Consider the following 20467-nt stretch of genomic DNA (forward strand, 5'->3'; position numbering starts at 1 on the left):
AATTCTTTTGATCATGTTAGGAAGCTACAGGCAGGACCATTATGCTGAATACTTCTATACCTGTAAAAGAAAGGGGCCACCTGCTTTCTACAGATGGCCCCTTTCTTATTTGAATCTTTAGTGTACTTATTCTTCTCTTTCAGACCTGATCTCCTTCAGGATCTTGTCTCCGCCACGACTCAGAATCGTTTCGGCCAGCCTCGTGCCCAGTGCTTCGGCCTCCGCCTGGCTACCTTCATATACCTCTGAGAGGTGCTGCTGCCCGTCGAGGCTCACAATGCCGCCATGTATGCGCACCTTCCCCTCCGCCGTCAGTTTAGCCAGTGCAAAAGAAGGGATGCTGCAACCGCCCTCCATGGTGCGCAAGAAAGCGCGCTCTGCCAGCAGGCACACGTGGGTATCGGCGTGGTCAACGGCATCTTTTATCAGCTGCTTCAGCTCGGGATCAAGGTCGCGGGCACACTCCACGGCCACACTGCCCTGGCCGGCGGCAGGCACGAACTCATCGTCCGGGAAGGTATGCACGATCATGTGGTCGTAGCCCATCCGGATCACACCGGCATAGGCTAGCACCAACGCTTCAAACGGACCTTCTTTGAGCTTCTGCAAGCGGGTCTGCAGGTTGCCGCGTGACTCATCAGTGGTCACGTTCGGGTAGTACTTTCGGAGCAAGGCCCTGCGACGCGTAGAAGACGTGCCGAGCATCACCTTGCTGTCGCGCTCTAGTTTGAAGTCCGGGTTGAAGGACAGGACCACGTCGTTAACAATCTCGCGCTCCATAAAGGCCACCAACTCCAGCTCGTCAGGTATAGTCGACTGCACATCTTTGGCGCTGTGCACGGCAACCTCGATGGTGCCTTCGCGCAGACCTACTTCCAGCTCTTCAGTGAACACGCCCTTTGAACCCAGCTTAACGAGGGAACGGTCGAGTATCTGGTCGCCTTTGGTGCTGATGATGACAATTTCGGTGTCGAGCCCGGCGGCCTGTAGCTTATCGGCTACGGCGTTCGCCTGCCAAAGGGCCAGCTTGCTGCCACGCGTTCCGATTCGGATGGTTTTAACTATTGTATTATTTTCCATGATATCTTCTCCTTAACTAGCATTGCGCAGGTACTGGGCAATCTGAATTGAGCTGTCTACGAACACCATTTTTGGGTTGGCGTTGCGCTCTATATGATAGTGCGCCTCGTTTAGTTCCTGCGCCAGTTTATCGGCATTGTTTTCTGTGATCAGCTTCGAGAACTTCTGTACAAAATCAAGCTCGTTTGGGGGCAGGTAGGCAATCAGCGACTCGTCCACGCCGTAGAGCATCACCTTACGGAAGAGGTTTAGCGCATAAAGCAAAAAGTTCTTCTGGTTCTCGCGGCCCAACTTCTGAAACTCCTCGCTGGCGTCCACCACTTTCTCGAACTTGTAGCTGTAGCAGTTACGCATCCAGTCGGTAAAGAAGGTGAAGTAGTCGCTGCTGACCTCGCTGGTGAGTTTGGAAGCGGCATTAAGACTTCCCTCTGCCAGCTGCGCCACCTGGTAGGCGGCTGTGTTGTCGAGTCCGTGCTTTTCCTGCAGGTAGCTGATCACTTCCTCTTCGGTAAAAGCCCGCACCTGCACGATCTGGGTACGCGAGGTGATGGTCGCTAAGAGCTTGTCGCCCGACTGCGACACCAACAGAAAGAGCGTTTTGGCTGGCGGTTCTTCGAGTAATTTAAGTAACGCATTGGCCGCGAAAGGGTGCATCAGTTCCGGCAGCCAGATGAGTATGATCTTGTAATCGCCCTCAAAAGCTTTCAGTGACACCAGCTTTACCAGTTGGCGGCTTTCCTCTTTGGAGATGTTGCCCTGCTTGTTCTCGGCGCCGATGTGCTGCATCCATTCGTTGAGCCCCTGGTATGGATTGGCCAGCACGAATTCGCGCCACTCTGTCAGGAACTTCTGGCTCAGCACATCTTTCGTAATGGACTTGGTGCTCGTTACCGGCATCACGAAGTTGAAGTCGGGGTGCACCAGCTTGTTCATTTTCACGCAACTGTTGCACGTTCCACATGAATCATCGGGCTGCCTGTCCTCGCAATTAATGTAGGTGGCATAGGCCAAAGCCAGTGCTAGATTGGCACTTCCCTCCTGCCCCAGAAACAGCTGCGCATGCGCCACATGGTTCTGTCGCACCGAGTTAACCAGTAAGGTTTTCGTTTCCTGATGCCCTAGTATTTGAGAGAAATGCACGTTTTAATTATTAAATTGTTGAATGGTTAAATTGTTAATCTGCTGGGTAACACACGCAGAATTCACATTCCACGAAGTTAACAATTTAACCTATAACAATTCAGCCACTACCCTTTCCTATCCCACACCCGGTATTCGTGGGTTTGCTCGAATATTTCTGCGAAGATAGCCTTTTCTGTGTCATCGAAGGGCAAATTGCGCCGTCCCATTACTTTTTCGGCTACTTCGCTGGCTTTGCGCAGCTGAAAAGTCTCGAAACCGGAGGCGCCTCCCCAAGCAAAGGAAGGTATAAAGTTGCGGGGGTAGCCAGCCCCAAATATATTGGCGCTCACACCCACCACCGTGCCCGTGTTGAACATGGTGTTGATGCCGCTCTTGCTGTGGTCGCCCATGATCAGGCCGCAGAACTGCTGCCCGGTGCTTTTGAAGCCACCTTTGGCATAGCTCCATATCTTTACTTCGGCATAGTTGTTCTTCAGGTTCGAAGTATTGGTGTCGGCGCCCAGGTTGCACCACTCACCCAGCACCGAATTGCCCAGGTAGCCTTCGTGACCTTTGTTAGTATGGCCAAAAATAACCGATGCGGCCACCTCGCCGCCTACTTTGCAGAAAGGCCCGATCGTGACGTCACCGCGCATTTTGCCGCCGACGTTCACGTTGCTGCCTTCACAGATCGCAAATGGCCCTTTGATGATCGCGCCTTCGTGTATCTGAGCATTCTTCCCGATGTAGATCGGCCCGTTTTCGGCATTGAGAATAGCCGCACGTATCTTGACGCCCTCTTCTATGAAGATATTCTCCTCGTCGTACACTATGGTGTACTTATCGTCGATGGGCTGGCTCTGGCGTCCCGCCGTCAGCACTTTAAAGTCGCTCCGGATCTGGTTGCCGTTCTGAACGAAAATCTCCCATACCTCCCGAACGATGTTCTCCGGCTGGCATTCTATCTTTTTGGAGGAAGAGTAGATGGCCAGTTCACCGGCATCGTGCAGGTCCAGGTTATCAGCATGGAGGGCTACCAACATACCTTCGCAATACAGTCCTTCCCCCGCTTTCAGGGATTTTATTTTATCTACCAGCGCTTCGTCCGGACAAACAGCGCCGTTGACAAACACATTGTGGATATCGTAGTGCGCCGGAAACTTCTGCTGCAGGTATGGCTGCGTCAGATACGACACGGTCGCCCCTGCCTGTAGCTGCCACTTTTCGGCAATGGTCATGATGCCAACGCGGATATCGGCCACCGGCCTAGTAAAAGTCAGCGGCAAAAGCGACTGCCGGATAACGGGTTCATCGAAGAGAATGATGTTCATAGCTGTAAAAATAAAAAGTCTTGCGGAATTTGAAACAGGTTCTTTAATCTCAATAACGCATGCCGTACCTGTACCGGACAGGGCCTTCAAAAAGTTGTTAAAAGCAAAAAAGTCTTTCCGTATGGTAACAGAAAGACTTTTTTTCAAACGTTTTAACCAAGCTTTATACCTGACTATTTTTTCTTGTAACGTGTGTTGAAACGCTCCACACGACCCGCAGTATCCACAAAGATGTTTTTACCAGTGTAGAAAGGGTGTGACGCAGAAGAAACTTCCACTTTGATTACTGGATATTCTTTGCCGTCTTCCATCGTGATTGTCTCGCTAGAGTTCATCGTAGAACGGGTGATAAATTTGAAATCACTCGTCATATCCTGGAAAACCACCTCTCTGTATTCTGGGTGAATGCCTTTTTTCATTATTATAAACGTTAATTAACCTTAATTTCTGAATCGGACTGCAAATTTAAGAAGTATTTTCGAATTTAAAATGTTACTAACCAAATTATTTTAACATTCATCGCAGGGCACTGTTGCTAGCGATATTTATTTAAATTTGTCTCAGGCACAGCGCCATACCTTATACCCATACCCACATGACACACCCACAGCAACACCTGATACTCGACCAGGGGCAGATCCAGCAGAAGATCACCCGCATGGCCTACGAGGTATACGAGCAGAACTTTGAGGAACAGGCACTTGTGCTGGCAGGTATACACCGCAACGGCTATACCCTGGCAGGCATGCTGGCTACCGAACTGGAGAAGATTTCCCCCATCAAAGTAACGCTGCTAAAGGTAACGATAGACAAAACCGCCCCGCTGCAGTCGCCAGTCGCTATCACACCCGAAACCGCCTCTATTGAGAAAACCGTGGTGATTATTGTGGACGATGTGCTGAACACCGGCAAAACACTCGCCTATACCCTGAACGCTCTGTTGCCGCAAAACCCCAAGAAAGTGGAAATCGCGACGCTGGTAAACCGCCACCATACCCTGTTCCCGGTGTCGTGCACCTATACCGGCTACTCGCTGGCCACGACTTTGCGCGAGCGCGTGGATGTGGTGCTGCAGGATGATGAAGTAGCGGCTTACCTGCATTAAGAGCATAACACTTATCTTATAAAAGCATCTATACCTTAAAAGAGATCTTATGCACCTGAACAAAGAAGAAAAACGATTCATCAGCAGATGGGCCAGGGCGAAAGAACGCGGCCAGTGGCACTATATCCTAACACGCGGTTTGCTGTGGGGCGCGATGGTCAGTGTCTTTTCATATCTTTTTCAGTCTTGGGATGCGCTTAAAGCATGGAACACCACCGTACTGGCAGATGGTTTCTCCTCTTCCGACTTCCTTGTAAGACTCTTGATCTACAGCACAATCGGGTTAGGTATATACGCTTACCATTGGAATTTCAACACCAAACGGTATAACCAACTGAAAAACATCGAAAGGCATTCACAAGCCGTGACGAATACCGCGAAGAGTTACTCCGAAGCAGCCAATTAATCCAATTATACCTCAGTTCGTACTATTCACCCTAGGATCGGAATACTACTTCTGGGTTTTTTTACCCTATTTAGTATGCTTGGATGTCCTTGGTAACCCTGCAAATCATACACTATGAAAGAACTCTGCTTCGCCACCAACAACAAAAACAAAGTAGCTGAGGTAAGCCGCATGCTCGAAGGCAAGTATAAACTCCTCACGCTCGAGGACATAGGTTGCCACGAGGAACTGGCCGAGGACCAGGACACGCTGGAGGGCAACTCCCGCCAAAAAGCGCAATATGTGTGGGAGAAGTACAAGGTCAACTGCTTTGCCGATGATACGGGGCTGGAAGTAGACGCCATTTGCGGTGAACCGGGCGTTTACTCGGCCCGCTATGCCGGTCCCCAGCGCAACGACGCCGACAACATCCGCCACCTGCTTAAAAACCTCGAAAGCCACGACATTCGCCGCGCCCGCTTCCGTACCTCCATTACGCTATACCTGGATGGGCAGGAGCACCAGTTCGAGGGCATTGTGAACGGACATATCACTACCGAGTGGAAAGGCGACAGAGGCTTTGGCTACGACCCCGTGTTTATACCTGAGGGCTACGACCGAACTTTCGCGGAGATGTCGCCGGAAGAGAAAAACGCCATCAGCCACCGCGGGGAGGCCATCCGGAAGCTGGTGGAATTTTTGAAGGCAGCTTAGCGTTTGTGAGGTAAAATAATTAGCGCAGGCTGTAGCCACATTGGCCTTAAAAGACTAATTTTGTAGCCTGAAACTATAATCTCCAATGCAAAAGCCATTTATCGTCGGAATTACAGGAGGTAGCGCTTCAGGGAAAACCACTTTTTTGAACAGACTACTTGCGTCTTTCTCCCCTGAGAACATCTGCCTGATCTCTCAGGACAACTACTACAAAGACCGCGAGCACCAGACCCGCGACCTCAACGGGGTCGTCAACTTCGACCTTCCTTCCTGCATCGACGACGAGGCTTATGCGCAGGACATCCTGAAACTGAGCAAAGGCGAGTCCGTTTTCCGCAAAGAGTATACCTACAATAACCCCAGTGTAGTGCCCAAGCAGCTGGAGTTTAAGCCAGCCCCCATTGTGGTGGTAGAGGGTATTTTCGTATTCTACTTCGAGGAAATCGCCAAACTGCTGGACCTGAAGGTATACATCGACGCCAAGGAGTACATTAAGCTGCAGCGCCGCATCGTGCGCGACAAAGTGGAGCGCGGCTACGACCTCGACGATGTGCTCTACCGCTACACCCACCATGTGGCGCCCACGTACGAGAAGTATATCAAACCCTACAAAAACGACGCAGACATCATCATCCCGAACAACGAGAAGTTTGACCGCGGACTGGAGGTTCTGACCACATTTCTTAATTCCAAACTATAAGGATGCGACACAAGTTTGCAGTAATCGGACTGGGTAGATTTGGCAACTCCATCGCCCGCACGCTCGCAGAGCGCGGTGCAGAGGTGCTCGCCATCGACAACAACGAGGACCATGTGGAGGACATAAAGGACGACGTGGCCTATGCCGTGACCCTGGACGCGACGGACATCCGGGCACTGGAGGCGCAGAACGTGCAGGACATGGACGCGGCCATCGTGTCCATCGGTGAGGACTTCGAGGCCCTTCTCATCACAACAGCCAACCTGCAGGAACTCAACATCAAGCGGATTATCACGCGTGCCGCCAACAAGCAGCAGCGCCGCATTTTGGAGAAGATGGGCGTGCAGGAAATTCTGTCGCCGGAGGGGGAAGTTGGAAAAACAGTGGCCGAGCGCCTGCTGCAGCCAAGCATCCGGACCTTCCTGTCGCTGCCCGACAACTACGAGATCGTGGAAATCAACACCCCGCGTGGCATCTCCAATAAAAGCCTGGCCAAGATATCGCTGCGCGAGAAATACAACCTCAACCTGATCACGATCAAGCGCTTTTTTGAGGAGATACAGGACGGCAAACCCACGCAGGTGGAGCACATCATCGGTGTACCCAAGGCCGACACCATTATCTATCCTTCTGACATTCTGATCCTTATCGGAAAAAAACACGACATCAAACGATTTATTGATATAAACCGCTAATAGGTTTTAATTTTTCAAAGAAAGCCTTACATTTGCTTTCTGTATGCCACACGCTGCCAACATATTGCCACACTTCCGTCATCTTCTGATGACCGTAACCCTGCTTTGGGCGCTTATGCTCAATGGGCAGGAAGTAGTGGCGTATACCTACCCGGCGCAAGGCACTCCTGTTAAGTCGGCCTCCCAACTGGCCTCGGCACCGCAGGAGAAAACGGTTATCAAGCAAAAGGTGACGCTGGAGGCGACGACCTCATTTGTGGTGCTCAACCTGGAGCAGGACGCACTGGAGCCGACTCCCATACCTGCTTTTGCTATACCTACCGACGAGGCGCTGCCTGCCTATGCGGCCAGAGCGCCCGGAGCTGGCTTCGTAGCCCGCTTCTTCCCTATTTCCATTCAACCCAACGCGCCCTAAGCGAACCCTTTCCCTGCAGGTCCACCTACGCTCCTGCCCCGTTGCGCATGCCTGAATTGCAAGGTATAGCAGAACGGCTTCACAGCATTTCTTGGTTTATGTAAGATAGTGCCGCTGTGATTTTCTGAGTATTAACATTCTATCAACTATACCTTTTTTATCAACCAACCCATGCGGAATAAGAATTTCATTATCATTATGACGGTGATCGTATCGGCACTCTGCCTGTACTACCTGTCATTTTCGTTTGTTGCCCGCAGTGTGCAGAACGACGCTGAGGCTTACGCCACAGACGCACAAGGCAACGTAAACCACGACAAACAGCAAACCTACCTCGACTCTATCTGGAAGGAGCCTGTTTACAACTTCCTGGGCGCTGAGTACACCTACCAGGATGTAAAGGAAAACGAACTGGGCCTTGGCCTTGACTTGCGTGGCGGTATGCACGTGGTGCTCGAGGTTTCCCCGGTTGAAATCATCCGGTCCCTTTCTGGCAACAGCAAAGACCCTAACTTCCTGAAGGCGCTTGCCCGCGCCCAGGAGATGCAGAAGAACAGCCAGGAGAAGTTCACCACCCTGTTTGCCGAGGCTTACCGCGAGGTGGAGCCGGACGGACGCCTGAGCCGCATCTTCTCTAACACAGCCAACCGTGGCAAGATCAGCTTTGAGTCCAGCAACGCGGAAGTTATCAACGTGATTGACCAGGAAGTAGATGACGCCATCGAGCGCTCTTTCAACATCCTGCGCACGCGTATCGATAAGTTCGGTGTAAACCAGCCAAACATTCAGCGCCTCAAGGGAGGTGGCCGTATCCAGATTGAGCTTCCAGGTATAGACAACCCGGACCGTGTACGCAAGCTCCTGCAAGGTATGGCGAACCTGGAATTCTGGGAGGTATGGACGCCGGAAGAATTCTCTCCGTATTTCTCTCAACTGAGCGAGCATCTTGACAAAGAAGAAAAAGCCGGTCGTCTGAACATTGGCCGTACTTCTGCACAAACTGCTCCAACAGCCGGTGACACGACGCCAGCTGCCGTACAAGATGCCGCTGCTGACGACGTATTGGCACAGGCTGCCGCTACTACTAATGACACAGCTGCCGCTTCTAACGACACCACAGCGCTAGCTTCTGCCGACCAGGCAAAGACTGACACTGCTGATGCGCTTCAGTCGCTGCAGGAAGAGCAGATGGGCGTAATGGGCCGTCTGTTCACCATGATGCCGGGCGGTATCGGTGCCAACGTGCGCGACACAGCCAGAATCAACGACATTTTCCAGAGATCAGACGTACGCGCCATCTTCCCTCCGAACATGAAGTTCCTGTGGGGTGTGAAGCCGATTAAAGGTGACAACCGTCAGGAGTTCGTAGAATTCTACGCCATCAAAAAAGGACGTGACGGCAAGGCGCCGATGACCGGTGAGGCTGTGAACGACGCCCGCCAGGACTTCGACCAGAACGGTCGTCCTGAGATCAACATGACCATGACGCCGGCCGGTGCCAAGCGTTGGGCGAAACTGACAGGCGACAACGTAGGTCGTCAGGTAGCCATCGTACTCGACAACTATGTATACTCTGCGCCAGTGGTGCAAGGCGAGATCACAGGCGGTAACTCTTCTATCACAGGTAACTTTACGATCGAAGAGGCAAAAGACCTTGCCAACATCCTGAAAGCCGGTAAAATGCCAGCCCCTACACGCATCGTGGAAGAAGCCATCGTAGGTCCTTCACTGGGTCAGGAAGCTATCAACCAGGGTCTGTTGTCAACACTGGCCGGTTTGCTGGTAGTTGTGGTTTTCATGATCGCTTACTATAGAACGGGTGGTTTTATTGCTAACCTGGCTCTCGTTTTCAACGTGTTCTTTATCCTGGGTATTCTGGCCCAGTTCAACGCAGCCCTCACACTCCCTGGTATCGCCGGTATCGTGCTTACCCTGGGTATGGCCGTGGATGCGAACGTACTGATATTTGAGCGTATGCGCGAAGAGGCCGCCAAAGGTCTAAGCCTGCGTGACGTGATTAACAAGGGATATGACAAGGCATTCCTGACGATTCTGGATGCGAACGCCACGACGTTCCTGGCCGGTTTCATCCTCTACTTCTTCGGCTCGGGTCCGGTGAAAGGCTTTGCCATCACCATGATGCTTGGTATCGTAACCTCTTTCTTCACCTCGGTATTCATTTCCAGGTTGCTGATCGAGCGTAGCTTCAAGAGAGCTGGCAAACTGTCTTTCTCAAGCTCCTTCACCGACAGGCTTTTCGCCAACGTGCAGTTCGATGTGATGAAGTGGAAGAAGCCTGCCTATGCCTTCTCGTTGGCTGTAATTACCTTCGGTATGGTAGCCATGGCCATTAAGGGCCCGAACCTGGGCGTGGACTTCAAGGGCGGCCGTTCTTACGTTGTGCAGTTTGATGACGCCGTTCCGGCATCTGACGTACGTGGCGCTTTACTCGACAACTTTGAGGAGGAAGGCACGGAAGTGAAAACCTTCGGCGCTTCTAACCGACTGAAAGTGATCACCAGTTACCTGGCAGATGACGAGAGCACGACAGCGGATGAGCAGGTGAAAACAGCGCTTTTACAGGGTCTGGAAGAGTACAAAAACCTCAATCCTGAGATTCTGAGCTCATCGAAGGTAGGTGCCACTATGGCAGATGACATCCAAAAGACGGCTGTGATATCGCTGGTGCTGGCACTGGTGGGTATCTTCATCTATGTGATGTTCCGTTTCAGCAACTGGCAGTTCAGCTTGGGAGGTGTAATCGCCTTGCTCCATGACGCCATCATGATCATCGCTATCTTTGCCATCCTTGACCTGTTTGGCATCTCCTACGAGATGGATCAGATCTTCATTGCGGCGGTGCTGACCATCATCGGTTTCTCCATCAACGATACCGTGGTAATCTTTGACCGTGTGCGGGAGTACCTGAACGATAACCCACGTCTGCATGTGAGTGAGATCATTAACCCGGCGCTCGTACACACGTTCAGCCGTACAATTATCACTTCCTTCACTGTGTTCATGGTGGTGTTGGTGCTCTTCATCTTCGGTGGCGAGATCCTGCGTGGTTTCTCTCTTGCTATGATGATCGGTGTCCTGTTCGGTGTATACTCTACGCTGTTCATCGCATCACCAATAGTGGTCGACACCATGAAGAAAAAGCCGCAGCCTACGCCTGCTCCGGCTAAGCCTGCAACACAGGCACAGAAAGCCTAAAACTGAAACCCCCGGAGCGGATTAGCCTGCTCCGGGGATTCTTTCTTTCATAGCAACAAAAAAGGCCAGCCCTGAACAGGGCTGGCCTTTTTTATATCATTTCTCCTTCAGGTATACCTTAGATGGTTACACCGTCTGCCACTACTTCCGTCACTTCAGGTACCATACGCTTCAACAGGTTCTCTATACCTGCCTTCAGTGTTACGGTAGCTGATGGGCAGCCGCTGCAAGAACCTTGCAGGTGCACGGTCACCACGCCGTCTTTGTAAGACTTAAAGGAAATGTTACCGCCATCCTGCTCTACAGCCGGACGCACATAATTTTCCAAAAGGTCGGTTACTTTCTTAGAGATAGCGGCATCCTCTTCTGTAGCATCTGCATGAGTTTCGTCACTTGTTGCTGGTTTGTTTGCCTGGAAGCCTTCCACGAAGACAGGGCCACCTGCCTCTACATACGACTTCAAGAAAGTACGCAGTTCAGGTATAAGCTTCACCCACTCGATATTGGCAGCTTTCGTTACGGTAACAAAGTTGCTGGCAATGAACACGCGCGTTACATAGTCGAAGTTAAAGAGCTCCTGCGCCAACGGTGAGTCGGCGGCACTCTCTAAGTTCGGGTAGTCTACGCTCTGGCCATCTGGCAGAAGGCCAACGTTCATCACAAACTTCATTGACTCGGGGTTCGGGTTGGCTTCGGCGTATACCGAAACCGTCTTTTCTCTATTTTCTAACATGGATATCAGCGTTTTAAATTAAAACCTAGGCCTTCGCCTTAAAGTTTCCAAAATTACTCAATTATTCTGACAAGTGATAGTATACCGCATGCCGACTTACATGACAAAAGCGCCCGCAACCGGTTCGTTTTTCTTTAATTCAGGCTGGCAGATTACCACACAAGGCCTGTATATACAGCAATTTGGTTAGATAATTAGTCCAGAAAAAGTAACTTTGTAACGCAGTTAAATTTTTGATCTGAAAAACTCTTCGCGCGTTTAACATGCTTTACAACTATATTCTGCTGGCGCAAGCGCAGCAAGCCGTTCCCGGTTTCATGATTATCCCCTTCCTGCTCCTGATTGGCCTTATCGCCAGTGGTCCCATTTTTTTCGGACACTTTTGGGAGCACAATTATAAAAAAATAGCTGTTACCCTCGGACTTACTGTGCTGGCCTACTACCTGTTTGTGTTAGGCGATGTGCACATGCCAATACATACCTTAGCAGAGTACTTTACCTTTGCCGTGCTCCTCAGTTCCCTCTACATTGCGGCAGGCGGTATATACATCAACGTGAATGCCAAGGCAACGCCCTTGATAAACGTGGCGATAGTGGCCATAGGCGCAATACTAGCCAACTTTATCGGCACTACAGGTGCATCGCTGCTTCTGATCCGTCCGTTCATGCGTCTCAACGCGCACCGCCTGCAGCCTTATCAGATCATATTTTTCATTTTTATCGTGAGTAACGCGGGCGGTCTGTTAACGCCGCTGGGTGACCCGCCGCTTTTCATCGGCTTCATCAAAGGCGTGCCGTTTTTCTGGACATTGCAGCACCTGATTATGCCATGGGTGTTGGCTATCGTACTACTTTGCATCATGTTCTTCTTTGTGGACAGCCGTAACAAAGGCGGGCAGATCATAGCTGAGCTGGATATGGTAGAGCCAAGCTCCGGCAAAACTGAATTCAGCTTCAAGGGTCGTCGCAACCTGCTTTGGCTGGCTGTCATCATCGGTGCCGTGTTCCTCGACCCGAACGTGATCGATTCGCTGCCGCACATCTACTACGACGGTAACAAGTTCTCATACCTGCGCGAGATCATCCAGTTGGGTGCCGCCTTTATGTGCTATCGTAACTCAAACAAAGAGGCCCTGGCCGGTAACCAATTCAACTTTCACCCGATTCTGGAAGTGGTGTTCCTGTTCTTCGGTATCTTCTTTACCATGATGCCGGCCCTGCAGTTGTCAGCTGAAATCGCTTCTTCGCCTGCCTACTCCAGCTACATCACGTCGAACTTCCTGTACTGGGCCACAGGTTCACTCTCGGGCTTCCTGGACAATGCGCCTACCTACGCCAACTTCCTTTCGCTGGCCATGGCTAAGTTTGATTTGGCACAGAGCAATGTGGGAGATGTCAGACAATTTGCCGCCGGCACCTCTGCCGCAGGTATGGAAACGCTTATACAGCTCGAGGCCATCTCGCTGGCATCGGTATTATTCGGAGCCTTCACCTACATCGGCAACGGGCCAAACTTTATGGTGAAAGCAATCGCCGAGAGCGCCGGCGTGAAAATGCCTTCTTTCTTCGGCTACGTGCTGCGTTACTCTATCCCGTTCCTGCTGCCAATCCTCATCCTGGTTTGGTTCTTCGTGGTGCACCTGAGACTCTTCTAAGCCATCCAAACAAGGTATGGCCATGATCATACGAGAGCCGCTCCCTGGTCCAGGGCGCGGCTCTTTTTTTGGACAATTAGCTTTTGTCTACATAGCTATGAGCGGAATATTGTAGAACACTAATGGCAAAAAATGCATCTAACTTTGTGCCAGGGCACTTTCAGAGCCACTTAATTAGGTTTTTATCGTTATATTTGTATGGCTTCGCAGCAGGCTGAAAACAGTAACCCGATACCCCTACCGCATGGAGAACATAAATGTTGAACTGATATTATTTGCTATTGCTATTCTCTTTTTTGTAAGTATCATGGCCGGAAAAGCAGGGCACAGATTCGGTGTTCCCGCTTTATTGCTGTTCCTTTCAATAGGTATGATCTCAGGTAGCGACGGCCTGGGCATACAGTTCCAAAACATCCAGATTGCTCAGATTATCGGTACGGTGGCACTGTGTATCATTCTTTTCTCGGGCGGTATGGACACCAAGATCGCCGACATCCGTCCGGTCATAGCGCAAGGTGTCGTGCTGGCCACTATCGGCGTATTTCTCACTGCTTTAGTGACGGGCTTTGCCATCTGGTGGGTATTGGGCATGACGATGGAGTCTGCAGGTATAGGCCTGACCACTTCGATGCTTCTGGCGGCCACCATGTCCTCCACTGACTCGGCCTCTGTTTTCTCGATTCTCCGCTCCAAGAGCCTAAACCTCAAAAACAACCTCCGCCCTATGCTGGAGCTGGAAAGCGGCAGTAACGACCCGATGGCCTATATCCTGACCATCACGCTCATTGAGATTATATTAATGGAAAGTGGCGTGAACTATTGGGCGGCAGGCGGCATGTTGCTGGTGCAGTTGATTGTAGGCGCGGTTGCTGGTTATGTGTTAGGCAGACTGGCTATACGGCTGATCAACTACGTGGACATAGACAACAGCTCGCTCTACCCAATCCTGGTTTTCACTGTCTGTATCTTCATTTTCTCGGCTACCTACTTTATCAAAGGCAATGGTTTCCTGGCAGTATACATTGGTGGCCTCGTGATTGGCAATTCTAAGTTCGTACATAAGCGCTCTTCGCTCAACTTCTTCGATGGCATGGCCTGGATGAGCCAACTGCTTTTGTTCCTTACCTTGGGCCTGCTCGTTAATCCGCATGAACTGGTGCCGCTCATCGTACCCGGCCTGATTATCAGCTTCCTGATGATATTCATAACCCGTCCGCTGAGCGTGTTCCTGTGCCTGCTGCCTTTCCGCAGCATGAGTACCAAAGACAAAACCTACGTGTCGTGGGTGGGACTGAGGGGAGCCGTGCCCATTATCTTTGCCATTTTACCGCTGGCCGCAGATGTGCCGCATGCCCGCCTGATATTCAATATCGTATTTTTCTGTACGCTGATATCGCTGATAGTGCAGGGCACGACACTCTCGCAGGTGGCGGTCTGGCTGGGGCTGGCCGAGAAGCCGAAGGAGCTTCACAAGCTGAAGGATTTCGACATCGAGTTTTCCGATGAGATCAAATCCATCACAACTGAGATCAACATTACGGAACAGATGCTGGCAAACGGCAGCTACCTGATGGATCTGCCGCTACCAGACAAGACGCTCGCCGTAATGGTGAAACGAGACGACAAATACTTTGTACCGAAAGGCAAAACGGCGCTGCAGGAAGATGACAAGCTACTCATCATCACAGACGACCTGGACGCCCTGATGCAGAACATGCAGAGCTTGGGAAGCACCACTAGCAAGTTGTAAAGCGCTCCTATAGCGAAGCGCTTTTCAGTACTGTCTGTCAGGCGTACTGCAACTGCTCCTGAATCTCAATAATATCTGTTGCAGGCACCGCCGTGTTAACTGAAAGCTCACCCATTAAAGGCCGGGCCGGATATCCGTTAGCATCATCCAGCATATGGTCCAGCATCAATTTAGCTAGTGCCTCCACCTGACTGTCAGTGGCGTCCGCAATCTGAACACGGCAGGCAATTACAGCAGGAGCTCCCAGGCGCTTGAGAAGCGGGTAAAATTTGTAACGCTTGTTGGCCAAAGCAGCACGCAGCGAGCGCCCTCCATAAAATTCCTGCAGGTCCTGGCAATCATACTGCTGCGTCTGCGCTTCCGTCAGGTATAGCCACACAAGCCCCTGCTGGTTTTTGAAATCCTCGCCTTTTACAAAATGTATCAACTCCAATTCTGCCTCAACACCATCCTCCGGTGACGCAAGGAGAGTGGACATATTTTTCAGCCCCGCTGCCAGCGTTTTCAAACTGAGTGGCAACAAGCCTTTCTGAAGCACTTTATCAGGTGAGATGAGCCTGGTACAGTGATATGCCTTAATAGCATAGCTACGAAGCATGATTGCCAATTGCTTCTGGGCTCTTACATAAATGGAGTCAGGTATATTTGAAAGCCAGCTCTTTCCCTGCAGGTTTTTGGCTAGTTCCAGTTCACGCTCCTGGCTGATACGGGCCACGTTTGGGCTTACATAGTCAAGAATCTCCTGTGGCCAGGTAGTGGTGTCTTCTAGTATGATCAGAGTTGTATCGTTAGTCATTTTATTAGCATAATTAAGAATTGTGTAAATAATGTAACTGCATAACAGCAGCTGTACAGGGCAGACCACAGGTATAGGCGAACGGCCCTCCGGAATTGGATCATTCCGGGCAGTGGCTTAGGTAGGGTATAATGGAATCTAAGTAATCGTCGGGCAGACTGCGTCCTTTACAGCAAAGCGTATACCTACCAGTCAGGTAAGTTTGCTTTGCCAATAAATGGGCATGCGTAGCAAGAAAAGCTGTCTAAGGGGCTTGCGGTTGAATGGACCGATAGAAGTATTTGAAAAAGCCGTCTCTGCCGGGGGCTCTGGGGGCATAAGGCGGAATAACCTCATCTGAAGGTATGAGGAAAGTAAAGCTCTTTAACGGCGTTCCTGCCTTTTGGAGACCAAAATACAGGCCGGTAGGCGGGGTGGCATCCTGAGAAAGACGCTGCTTCCCCTGCGAAAGGATAGAACCCGTTTCGTGCCGTGTGACCGCAACGGATTCGGGTAGCGCGGAGAATTTAGATTCAGTGACACAACCTGATGCCGCATACCCGTTGCTCATGAAAATCACGAACAACACGAAGGCCATCATCAAAGGCCTGACAAAGGTGGATATGTGAACGCCGCTTATCATCACTACTAACAAATATAATCATTTTAAGCTAACGCGGCAACCTCCTTTCAGGTGTCCAGCCTGTTAGCTCGCTTCCGCAGCAGAAAGTCAGCCAGCACGAGCGCGGCCATGGCATCCACGATCGGGACGGCGCGTGGCAACACACAAGGGTCGTGGCGGCCTTTGCCCTGCAGGGTGATCTCCTCGCCGGCATCGTTGATGGTTTGCTGCGGCTGCAGGATAGTGGCAACCGGCTTAAAGGCTACATTAAAGTAAATGTCCTGCCCGTTGCTGATGCCGCCCTGTATACCGCCGGAGTGGTTGGTGCGGGTGCGCACATTGCCCTGTTCATCGGTATAGAATTGGTCATTATGCTGTGAACCACGCAGTTTCACCCCCTCGAAGCCACTGCCATATTCAAAACCTTTCACGGCATTGATACTCAGCATGGCCTTGCCCAGCTCTGCGTGTAATTTGTCAAACACCGGTTCGCCCAGTCCAACCGGAACGCCCTGTACCACGCAGCTTACCACACCGCCAATGGTATCCAGGCTATCACGGGCGTCTTCTATCAACCCGATCATACGGGCAGCTGTTGTACCGTCAGGGCATCGCACTTTGTTGCTATCGATCTGCGAGAGGTCGAGCTTGGCGTAATGCTTACGCACTTTTATACCTCCCACCTGCGACACATAGGAGCGCACCGTGATGCCGTAGTGCTGCAACAGCTTGGCTGCCAAAGCACCTGCTGCCACACGTGCCACTGTTTCGCGGGCCGAGCTGCGGCCACCGCCCCGGTGATCGCGCAGGCCATACTTAGCGGTATAGGTATAGTCGGCGTGCGAAGGACGGAAAGCCTGGGCCACATGCGAGTAGTCGTGGCTTGCCTGGTCTTTGTTGCCCACCACCAACGCAATCGGGGTGCCTGTTGTTTTGCCTTCAAACACACCGGAGAGTATCGTCACCTTGTCTTCTTCTTTGCGGGGAGTCGTGATGTCGGACTGGCCGGGTCGGCGACGGTCCAGGGCGGTTTGTATCTCCCCTGCTGTGATCTCCAGTCCCGCAGGGCAGCCATCTACAATCACGCCTACTGCCACGCCGTGGGACTCGCCAAAGGTGGTTATTTTGAAAATCTTACCGTATGAATTGCTCATTTGATGTTCCGATACTTTAAGAAGATGAATCCTGACAAGGCCAGCAGCACCAGCAGGATAATGTTCGTATAGCGCTTAATGACTTCGTCCTGATAGAGACTGACCAGGGTATGGTCTTCGTTTTCGATGATCTTGTAAAAAGGGCCCAGATCGCGGGCCAGCACCATGGTGCCAGCTTCGGCTATACCTGTTACCGTCACGCTCAGCTCGGATTGGAGCGTGTCGTACGTAGCGGTTACCGGATTGAAATAGATCCACTGGAAGTCGTTGGCCAGGTTATAGGTGCCTGGCACGCGGCCGAGCACCGAGTAGGTGAAGCGCTTCACCCCTTGTACACGCCCGGCACGCAGCGTGATGTCCTGCCGCATATCGGGCGGATAAAAGTCGAGTGTACCGGTAGTTGTTGGGCTTGGAGGCATGATAGCGGCCAGGTTTCCCTCGCCTTCCAGCTCGAACATATACCTGAAGCTTTTGTTCAGCGGCACTGACTGGCTCGAAAGGCCCTCCCGTAAGGTATACTCCCCGACGGGCACCATGTCGCGCAGCGGGTGCTGCGGCAGCTCTTTGACAGGTATAATGTGCTCGCGGGCAAAGAAGGTCTTATAGCCTTCCATCCTATCTTCGAGCAGCGTAGGGTTCACGGCCACTTTGTACTTGAGCATGCGCAGTGACAGCTTCGGGAAGTGAAGCGGTTCGGTTGTAAGCGGGTATAGCACCGCTTCATACAACCTGAAGCGCAGGTATGGCTCACCCTGCACCACTACCTGCTCAGGCGTTACTTCGTCAATCTCAAACACTTCCTCCCAGGCATTGGGCTGTTTCAGCTGGCGCAGTATACCTGTTATCTGGTTGCCAAAATCATGAAAGTCCAGCAGCCGCTGATCTGCCTCGGCCAGGTAGAAGTATAGCACAATGTTCAGGCCCTCGCCCACGTATACCTCCTTCTTATCGGTGTAAAGTGTCAGAAAGGCATTGTCTTCCTGGTCCACATACTCCTGGGGTTTCGCTTCGCCCTGCTCGGGCTGCTCAGGTATAACCAGCTCCGGCTCCTGGGGACTGACGGTGGCCATCGGCCCCACCTTGATCTTCGTGCCGGCCGATTTCAGGGGCTGTCCATTCACGGTCATGCTGAAGGGCTTGAGCTCGTAGTCCCCTTCGGCCAGGGCAGCGTAATTCTGGGTGATGGTGAGCACCGTAGTGGTCTTGCCCCCTGCTATGACCGTTTTGGTGGACGAAAAGCGGTTGCTTTTTTTAAAGCCCTCTATCTCCGGAAAAGGAGAATAATCCTTGAGTTGCTGATCCTGCAGCCGGATGGAGACCGTGAAGTAGGTGTTGATGGGCAGCGGACTTTTCCCTAGCTCAATGCGGGCCTGCTGCCCAAAAGCGGGCACCAACACCAACAGGTATAACAGCACAAGTAGGAAAGTCAGGCGCATAATTCAGGTATAATAGCAAATCTACAAATTCTTGTCGCTATACACCGGAATATTATAGTTCAATTTTCAGGAGTCTGCCCTTTTCTCTGCCAGGGGCTAATTGGCCGTTTCCATAAAATACAGGCTTGTTTTGAGCGTTCTGACACTAGCCAAGGAGTAGAGACCGGCTTGGTTTTTTCATTCAGAATCAACTGATTAACATAGAATTTTACAAATTAATCAGTGCTGAATGAACTTTTTAGACTAATTTCGTATATTATAATAGAATACCGAGATACCAAACCATAATAATGCTGGAGTACGTTAAAACGATCTTGTTGAAGGTGAGCTTCGACAAAATGCTGTTCGAGAAAGAATTGAGAAAAGCTTTTAAAGTGCTGATTCCCGATGAACTCAAGCAGTTGAAACAATGGTGCTATGAAAAATTTTCGGAGCGGTACCTCTTTGTGTTGAACAAGGTATTCTCCAGAGCTCAGGTCTGAGAATCGGGGCTTTGCTCAACAAAGCGGATATTGCGCAGTAGGCCATTGTAACCTGTTCGTTTCACAGCTGATTTCTTGAACAGCTGCGCAAAGACCTCCTGTGTAATTTCCTCCCAGTCCGACTTCTTCATTTCCTTCAGCTGCGGGTGCGGCTCAAAGGCTGGCTCCTGGTGCGGCTTGCTGAACCGGTTCCAGGGGCATACATCCTGGCAGATGTCGCAGCCGAATATCCAGTTACCGAACTTCCCGTTCATGTCCTGCGGCAGCTGGTCTTTCAGCTCGATGGTGAAGTAAGAGATGCACTTGCTGCCGTCTACCACATAAGGCGCCACGATCGCGTCGGTCGGGCAGGCGTCCAGACAGCGGGTGCAGGAGCCACAGTAGTCTTTGATCGGTCCGTCGTACTCCAGGTCCAGGTCGATGATCAGTTCGGCGATGAAGAAGAAGCTGCCCACCTGCGGCGTAATCAGGTTCGAGTTCTTTCCCACCCAGCCCAGTCCGCTCTTCTTAGCCCAGGCCTTGTCAAGCACCGGGGCAGAGTCTACGAAGCAGCGGCCGCCCACTTCCCCTACCTCCTCGTTGATGTAGTTGAGCAGCGTTTTCAGCTTGTCTTTGATCACAAAGTGGTAGTCGGTGCCGTAAGCGTACTTCGACACTTTATAGGTATCCTCGCCGGACTGCTGGTTTTCTTTTTCGGGGTAGTAGTTGAGCAGCAGCGACACCACCGATTTGGCCCCTTCCACGAGCAGCCGCGGGTCCAGCCGCTTGTCGAAGTGGTTTTCCATGTAGTGCATCTGCCCATGCATGTTCTGCTTCAGCCAGTTCTCCAGCCGCGGCGCCTCCTCCTCCAGAAAATCAGCTTTGGAAATGCCACAGTACATGAAGCCCAGTTCCTGCGCTTTCTGCTTGATGAGGTATGTAGTTTGTGCTTTGTTCAAAATAAGCGTGTCGCTCAGGTATAGCTATACCTTGAGGAGAACAAATTTAGGGAGAAAAAAGTCCGATTCGACACGTGCACGGTATTTTACAAGTTAAATAAAAGCAAAAATCATTTAACTATCTAGACAACTGAAGAATAACCTCGAATACTTTACTCA

General features: G+C 51.4%; 20 protein-coding genes. 11 read left to right on the plus strand and 9 right to left on the minus strand.

Going from position 1 to position 20467, the window contains the following annotated elements; all coding sequences use genetic code 11:
• Window positions 1-126: 126 nt before the first annotated feature.
• From hemC to L1278_RS01940, 4 genes are all read right to left on the minus strand, one after another.
• Window positions 127-1080, minus strand: a complete 954-nt coding sequence (gene hemC / locus L1278_RS01925) for a hydroxymethylbilane synthase (RefSeq protein ID WP_253400813.1) — start codon at window positions 1078-1080, stop codon at window positions 127-129.
• A gap of 12 nt (window positions 1081-1092) precedes the next feature.
• On the minus strand, window positions 1093-2220 hold the full coding sequence (locus L1278_RS01930) for a DNA polymerase III subunit delta (RefSeq protein ID WP_253400814.1): 1128 nt from the start codon (window positions 2218-2220) through the stop codon (window positions 1093-1095).
• Window positions 2221-2327: 107 nt separating this feature from the next.
• Window positions 2328-3533 (minus strand): GlmU family protein, encoded by a 1206-nt coding sequence (locus L1278_RS01935; protein ID WP_253400815.1) that lies wholly within the window; start codon window positions 3531-3533, stop codon window positions 2328-2330.
• A gap of 173 nt (window positions 3534-3706) precedes the next feature.
• Entirely contained in the window at window positions 3707-3952 is a 246-nt protein-coding gene (locus L1278_RS01940) for a type B 50S ribosomal protein L31 (protein WP_101444000.1), read from the minus strand.
• A gap of 176 nt (window positions 3953-4128) precedes the next feature.
• Between L1278_RS01940 and L1278_RS01945 the strand changes: the two genes are divergently transcribed.
• The 7 genes from L1278_RS01945 (at window position 4129) to secDF (ending at window position 10763) form a co-directional block, all read left to right on the plus strand.
• A complete protein-coding gene (locus tag L1278_RS01945; protein ID WP_253400816.1) occupies window positions 4129-4638 on the plus strand; it encodes a phosphoribosyltransferase family protein in 510 nt (169 codons plus the stop codon).
• Window positions 4639-4687: 49 nt separating this feature from the next.
• On the plus strand, window positions 4688-5044 hold the full coding sequence (locus L1278_RS01950; protein WP_253400817.1) for a hypothetical protein: 357 nt from the start codon (window positions 4688-4690) through the stop codon (window positions 5042-5044).
• A gap of 114 nt (window positions 5045-5158) precedes the next feature.
• Window positions 5159-5737 carry a non-canonical purine NTP diphosphatase gene (locus L1278_RS01955; RefSeq protein WP_253400818.1) on the plus strand — a complete coding sequence of 193 codons (579 nt, stop codon included), beginning with the start codon at window positions 5159-5161 and terminating at the stop codon, window positions 5735-5737.
• Window positions 5738-5822: 85 nt separating this feature from the next.
• A complete protein-coding gene (gene udk, locus L1278_RS01960; protein WP_253400819.1) occupies window positions 5823-6437 on the plus strand; it encodes a uridine kinase in 615 nt (204 codons plus the stop codon).
• A gap of 2 nt (window positions 6438-6439) precedes the next feature.
• The gene (locus L1278_RS01965; protein ID WP_253400820.1) at window positions 6440-7132 is read left to right on the plus strand and encodes a TrkA family potassium uptake protein; all 693 of its coding nucleotides are present in this window, start codon (window positions 6440-6442) and stop codon (window positions 7130-7132) included.
• A gap of 43 nt (window positions 7133-7175) precedes the next feature.
• Window positions 7176-7547, plus strand: a complete 372-nt coding sequence (locus tag L1278_RS01970; RefSeq protein WP_253400821.1) for an RNA methyltransferase — start codon at window positions 7176-7178, stop codon at window positions 7545-7547.
• Window positions 7548-7718: 171 nt separating this feature from the next.
• Window positions 7719-10763: a protein translocase subunit SecDF gene (gene secDF, locus L1278_RS01975; RefSeq protein ID WP_253400822.1), complete on the plus strand. Its 3045-nt coding sequence runs from the start codon at window positions 7719-7721 to the stop codon at window positions 10761-10763.
• A 118-nt stretch (window positions 10764-10881) separates the two neighbouring features.
• Here the strand turns inward: secDF and L1278_RS01980 are convergent, their stop codons facing one another.
• Complete coding sequence (locus tag L1278_RS01980) at window positions 10882-11496, minus strand: NifU family protein (RefSeq protein ID WP_253400823.1); 615 nt, start codon at window positions 11494-11496, stop codon at window positions 10882-10884.
• A gap of 263 nt (window positions 11497-11759) precedes the next feature.
• Here L1278_RS01980 and L1278_RS01985 point away from each other — a divergent pair, with 263 nt between their 5' ends.
• Together L1278_RS01985 and L1278_RS01990 are read left to right on the plus strand one after the other, a co-directional pair.
• Window positions 11760-13151 carry a sodium:proton antiporter gene (locus L1278_RS01985; RefSeq protein WP_253400824.1) on the plus strand — a complete coding sequence of 464 codons (1392 nt, stop codon included), beginning with the start codon at window positions 11760-11762 and terminating at the stop codon, window positions 13149-13151.
• 244 nt (window positions 13152-13395) lie between these two features.
• Window positions 13396-14901 carry a potassium/proton antiporter gene (locus L1278_RS01990; protein ID WP_253400825.1) on the plus strand — a complete coding sequence of 502 codons (1506 nt, stop codon included), beginning with the start codon at window positions 13396-13398 and terminating at the stop codon, window positions 14899-14901.
• 37 nt (window positions 14902-14938) lie between these two features.
• On the opposite strand, the gene L1278_RS01995 is transcribed toward L1278_RS01990, so the two are convergent.
• Window positions 14939-15697, minus strand: coding sequence for a hypothetical protein (locus tag L1278_RS01995; protein WP_253400826.1), 759 nt, complete (start codon window positions 15695-15697; stop codon window positions 14939-14941).
• Between the two features lie 473 nt (window positions 15698-16170).
• On the opposite strand from L1278_RS01995, the gene L1278_RS19490 reads away from it, so the two are divergent.
• Complete coding sequence (locus L1278_RS19490) at window positions 16171-16305, plus strand: hypothetical protein (RefSeq protein WP_256488359.1); 135 nt, start codon at window positions 16171-16173, stop codon at window positions 16303-16305.
• A gap of 61 nt (window positions 16306-16366) precedes the next feature.
• Here the strand turns inward: L1278_RS19490 and aroC are convergent, their stop codons facing one another.
• Both aroC and L1278_RS02005 read right to left on the minus strand, forming a co-directional pair.
• A complete protein-coding gene (gene aroC / locus L1278_RS02000) occupies window positions 16367-17452 on the minus strand; it encodes a chorismate synthase (protein ID WP_253400827.1) in 1086 nt (361 codons plus the stop codon).
• A complete protein-coding gene (locus tag L1278_RS02005; RefSeq protein ID WP_253400828.1) occupies window positions 17449-18888 on the minus strand; it encodes a BatD family protein in 1440 nt (479 codons plus the stop codon). Before L1278_RS02005 ends, aroC begins: the two co-directional genes overlap by 4 nt.
• 290 nt (window positions 18889-19178) lie before the next feature.
• On the opposite strand from L1278_RS02005, the gene L1278_RS02010 reads away from it, so the two are divergent.
• A complete protein-coding gene (locus L1278_RS02010; protein ID WP_253400829.1) occupies window positions 19179-19370 on the plus strand; it encodes a hypothetical protein in 192 nt (63 codons plus the stop codon).
• Here L1278_RS02010 and queG read toward each other — a convergent pair.
• Window positions 19361-20308, minus strand: coding sequence for a tRNA epoxyqueuosine(34) reductase QueG (gene queG, locus L1278_RS02015; RefSeq protein WP_253400830.1), 948 nt, complete (start codon window positions 20306-20308; stop codon window positions 19361-19363). The two genes, L1278_RS02010 and queG, sit on opposite strands and share 10 nt — an antisense overlap.
• Between the last annotated feature and the right edge of the window lie 159 nt (window positions 20309-20467).

The organism is Pontibacter sp. HSC-36F09 (assembly GCF_024171605.1).
Taxonomy (GTDB): domain Bacteria; phylum Bacteroidota; class Bacteroidia; order Cytophagales; family Hymenobacteraceae; genus Pontibacter.

Excerpts from the sequence above, each read along its gene's own strand:
- hemC (WP_253400813.1), bottom strand. The coding sequence starts at position 1,080 with ATGGAAAATAATACAATAGTTAAAACCATCCGAATCGGAACGCGTGGC.
- L1278_RS01935 (WP_253400815.1), bottom strand. The coding sequence starts at position 3,533 with ATGAACATCATTCTCTTCGATGAACCCGTTATCCGGCAGTCGCTTTTG.
- secDF (WP_253400822.1), top strand. The coding sequence starts at position 7,719 with ATGCGGAATAAGAATTTCATTATCATTATGACGGTGATCGTATCGGCA.
- L1278_RS01970 (WP_253400821.1), top strand. The coding sequence starts at position 7,176 with ATGCCACACGCTGCCAACATATTGCCACACTTCCGTCATCTTCTGATG.
- udk (WP_253400819.1), top strand. The coding sequence starts at position 5,823 with ATGCAAAAGCCATTTATCGTCGGAATTACAGGAGGTAGCGCTTCAGGG.
- L1278_RS01990 (WP_253400825.1), top strand. The coding sequence starts at position 13,396 with ATGGAGAACATAAATGTTGAACTGATATTATTTGCTATTGCTATTCTC.
- L1278_RS01980 (WP_253400823.1), bottom strand. The coding sequence starts at position 11,496 with ATGTTAGAAAATAGAGAAAAGACGGTTTCGGTATACGCCGAAGCCAAC.
- L1278_RS01995 (WP_253400826.1), bottom strand. The coding sequence starts at position 15,697 with ATGACTAACGATACAACTCTGATCATACTAGAAGACACCACTACCTGG.
- L1278_RS01955 (WP_253400818.1), top strand. The coding sequence starts at position 5,159 with ATGAAAGAACTCTGCTTCGCCACCAACAACAAAAACAAAGTAGCTGAG.
- L1278_RS02005 (WP_253400828.1), bottom strand. The coding sequence starts at position 18,888 with ATGCGCCTGACTTTCCTACTTGTGCTGTTATACCTGTTGGTGTTGGTG.
- L1278_RS01945 (WP_253400816.1), top strand. The coding sequence starts at position 4,129 with ATGACACACCCACAGCAACACCTGATACTCGACCAGGGGCAGATCCAG.
- L1278_RS01950 (WP_253400817.1), top strand. The coding sequence starts at position 4,688 with ATGCACCTGAACAAAGAAGAAAAACGATTCATCAGCAGATGGGCCAGG.
- L1278_RS01965 (WP_253400820.1), top strand. The coding sequence starts at position 6,440 with ATGCGACACAAGTTTGCAGTAATCGGACTGGGTAGATTTGGCAACTCC.
- L1278_RS01940 (WP_101444000.1), bottom strand. The coding sequence starts at position 3,952 with ATGAAAAAAGGCATTCACCCAGAATACAGAGAGGTGGTTTTCCAGGAT.
- L1278_RS01985 (WP_253400824.1), top strand. The coding sequence starts at position 11,760 with ATGCTTTACAACTATATTCTGCTGGCGCAAGCGCAGCAAGCCGTTCCC.
- aroC (WP_253400827.1), bottom strand. The coding sequence starts at position 17,452 with ATGAGCAATTCATACGGTAAGATTTTCAAAATAACCACCTTTGGCGAG.
- L1278_RS02010 (WP_253400829.1), top strand. The coding sequence starts at position 19,179 with ATGCTGGAGTACGTTAAAACGATCTTGTTGAAGGTGAGCTTCGACAAA.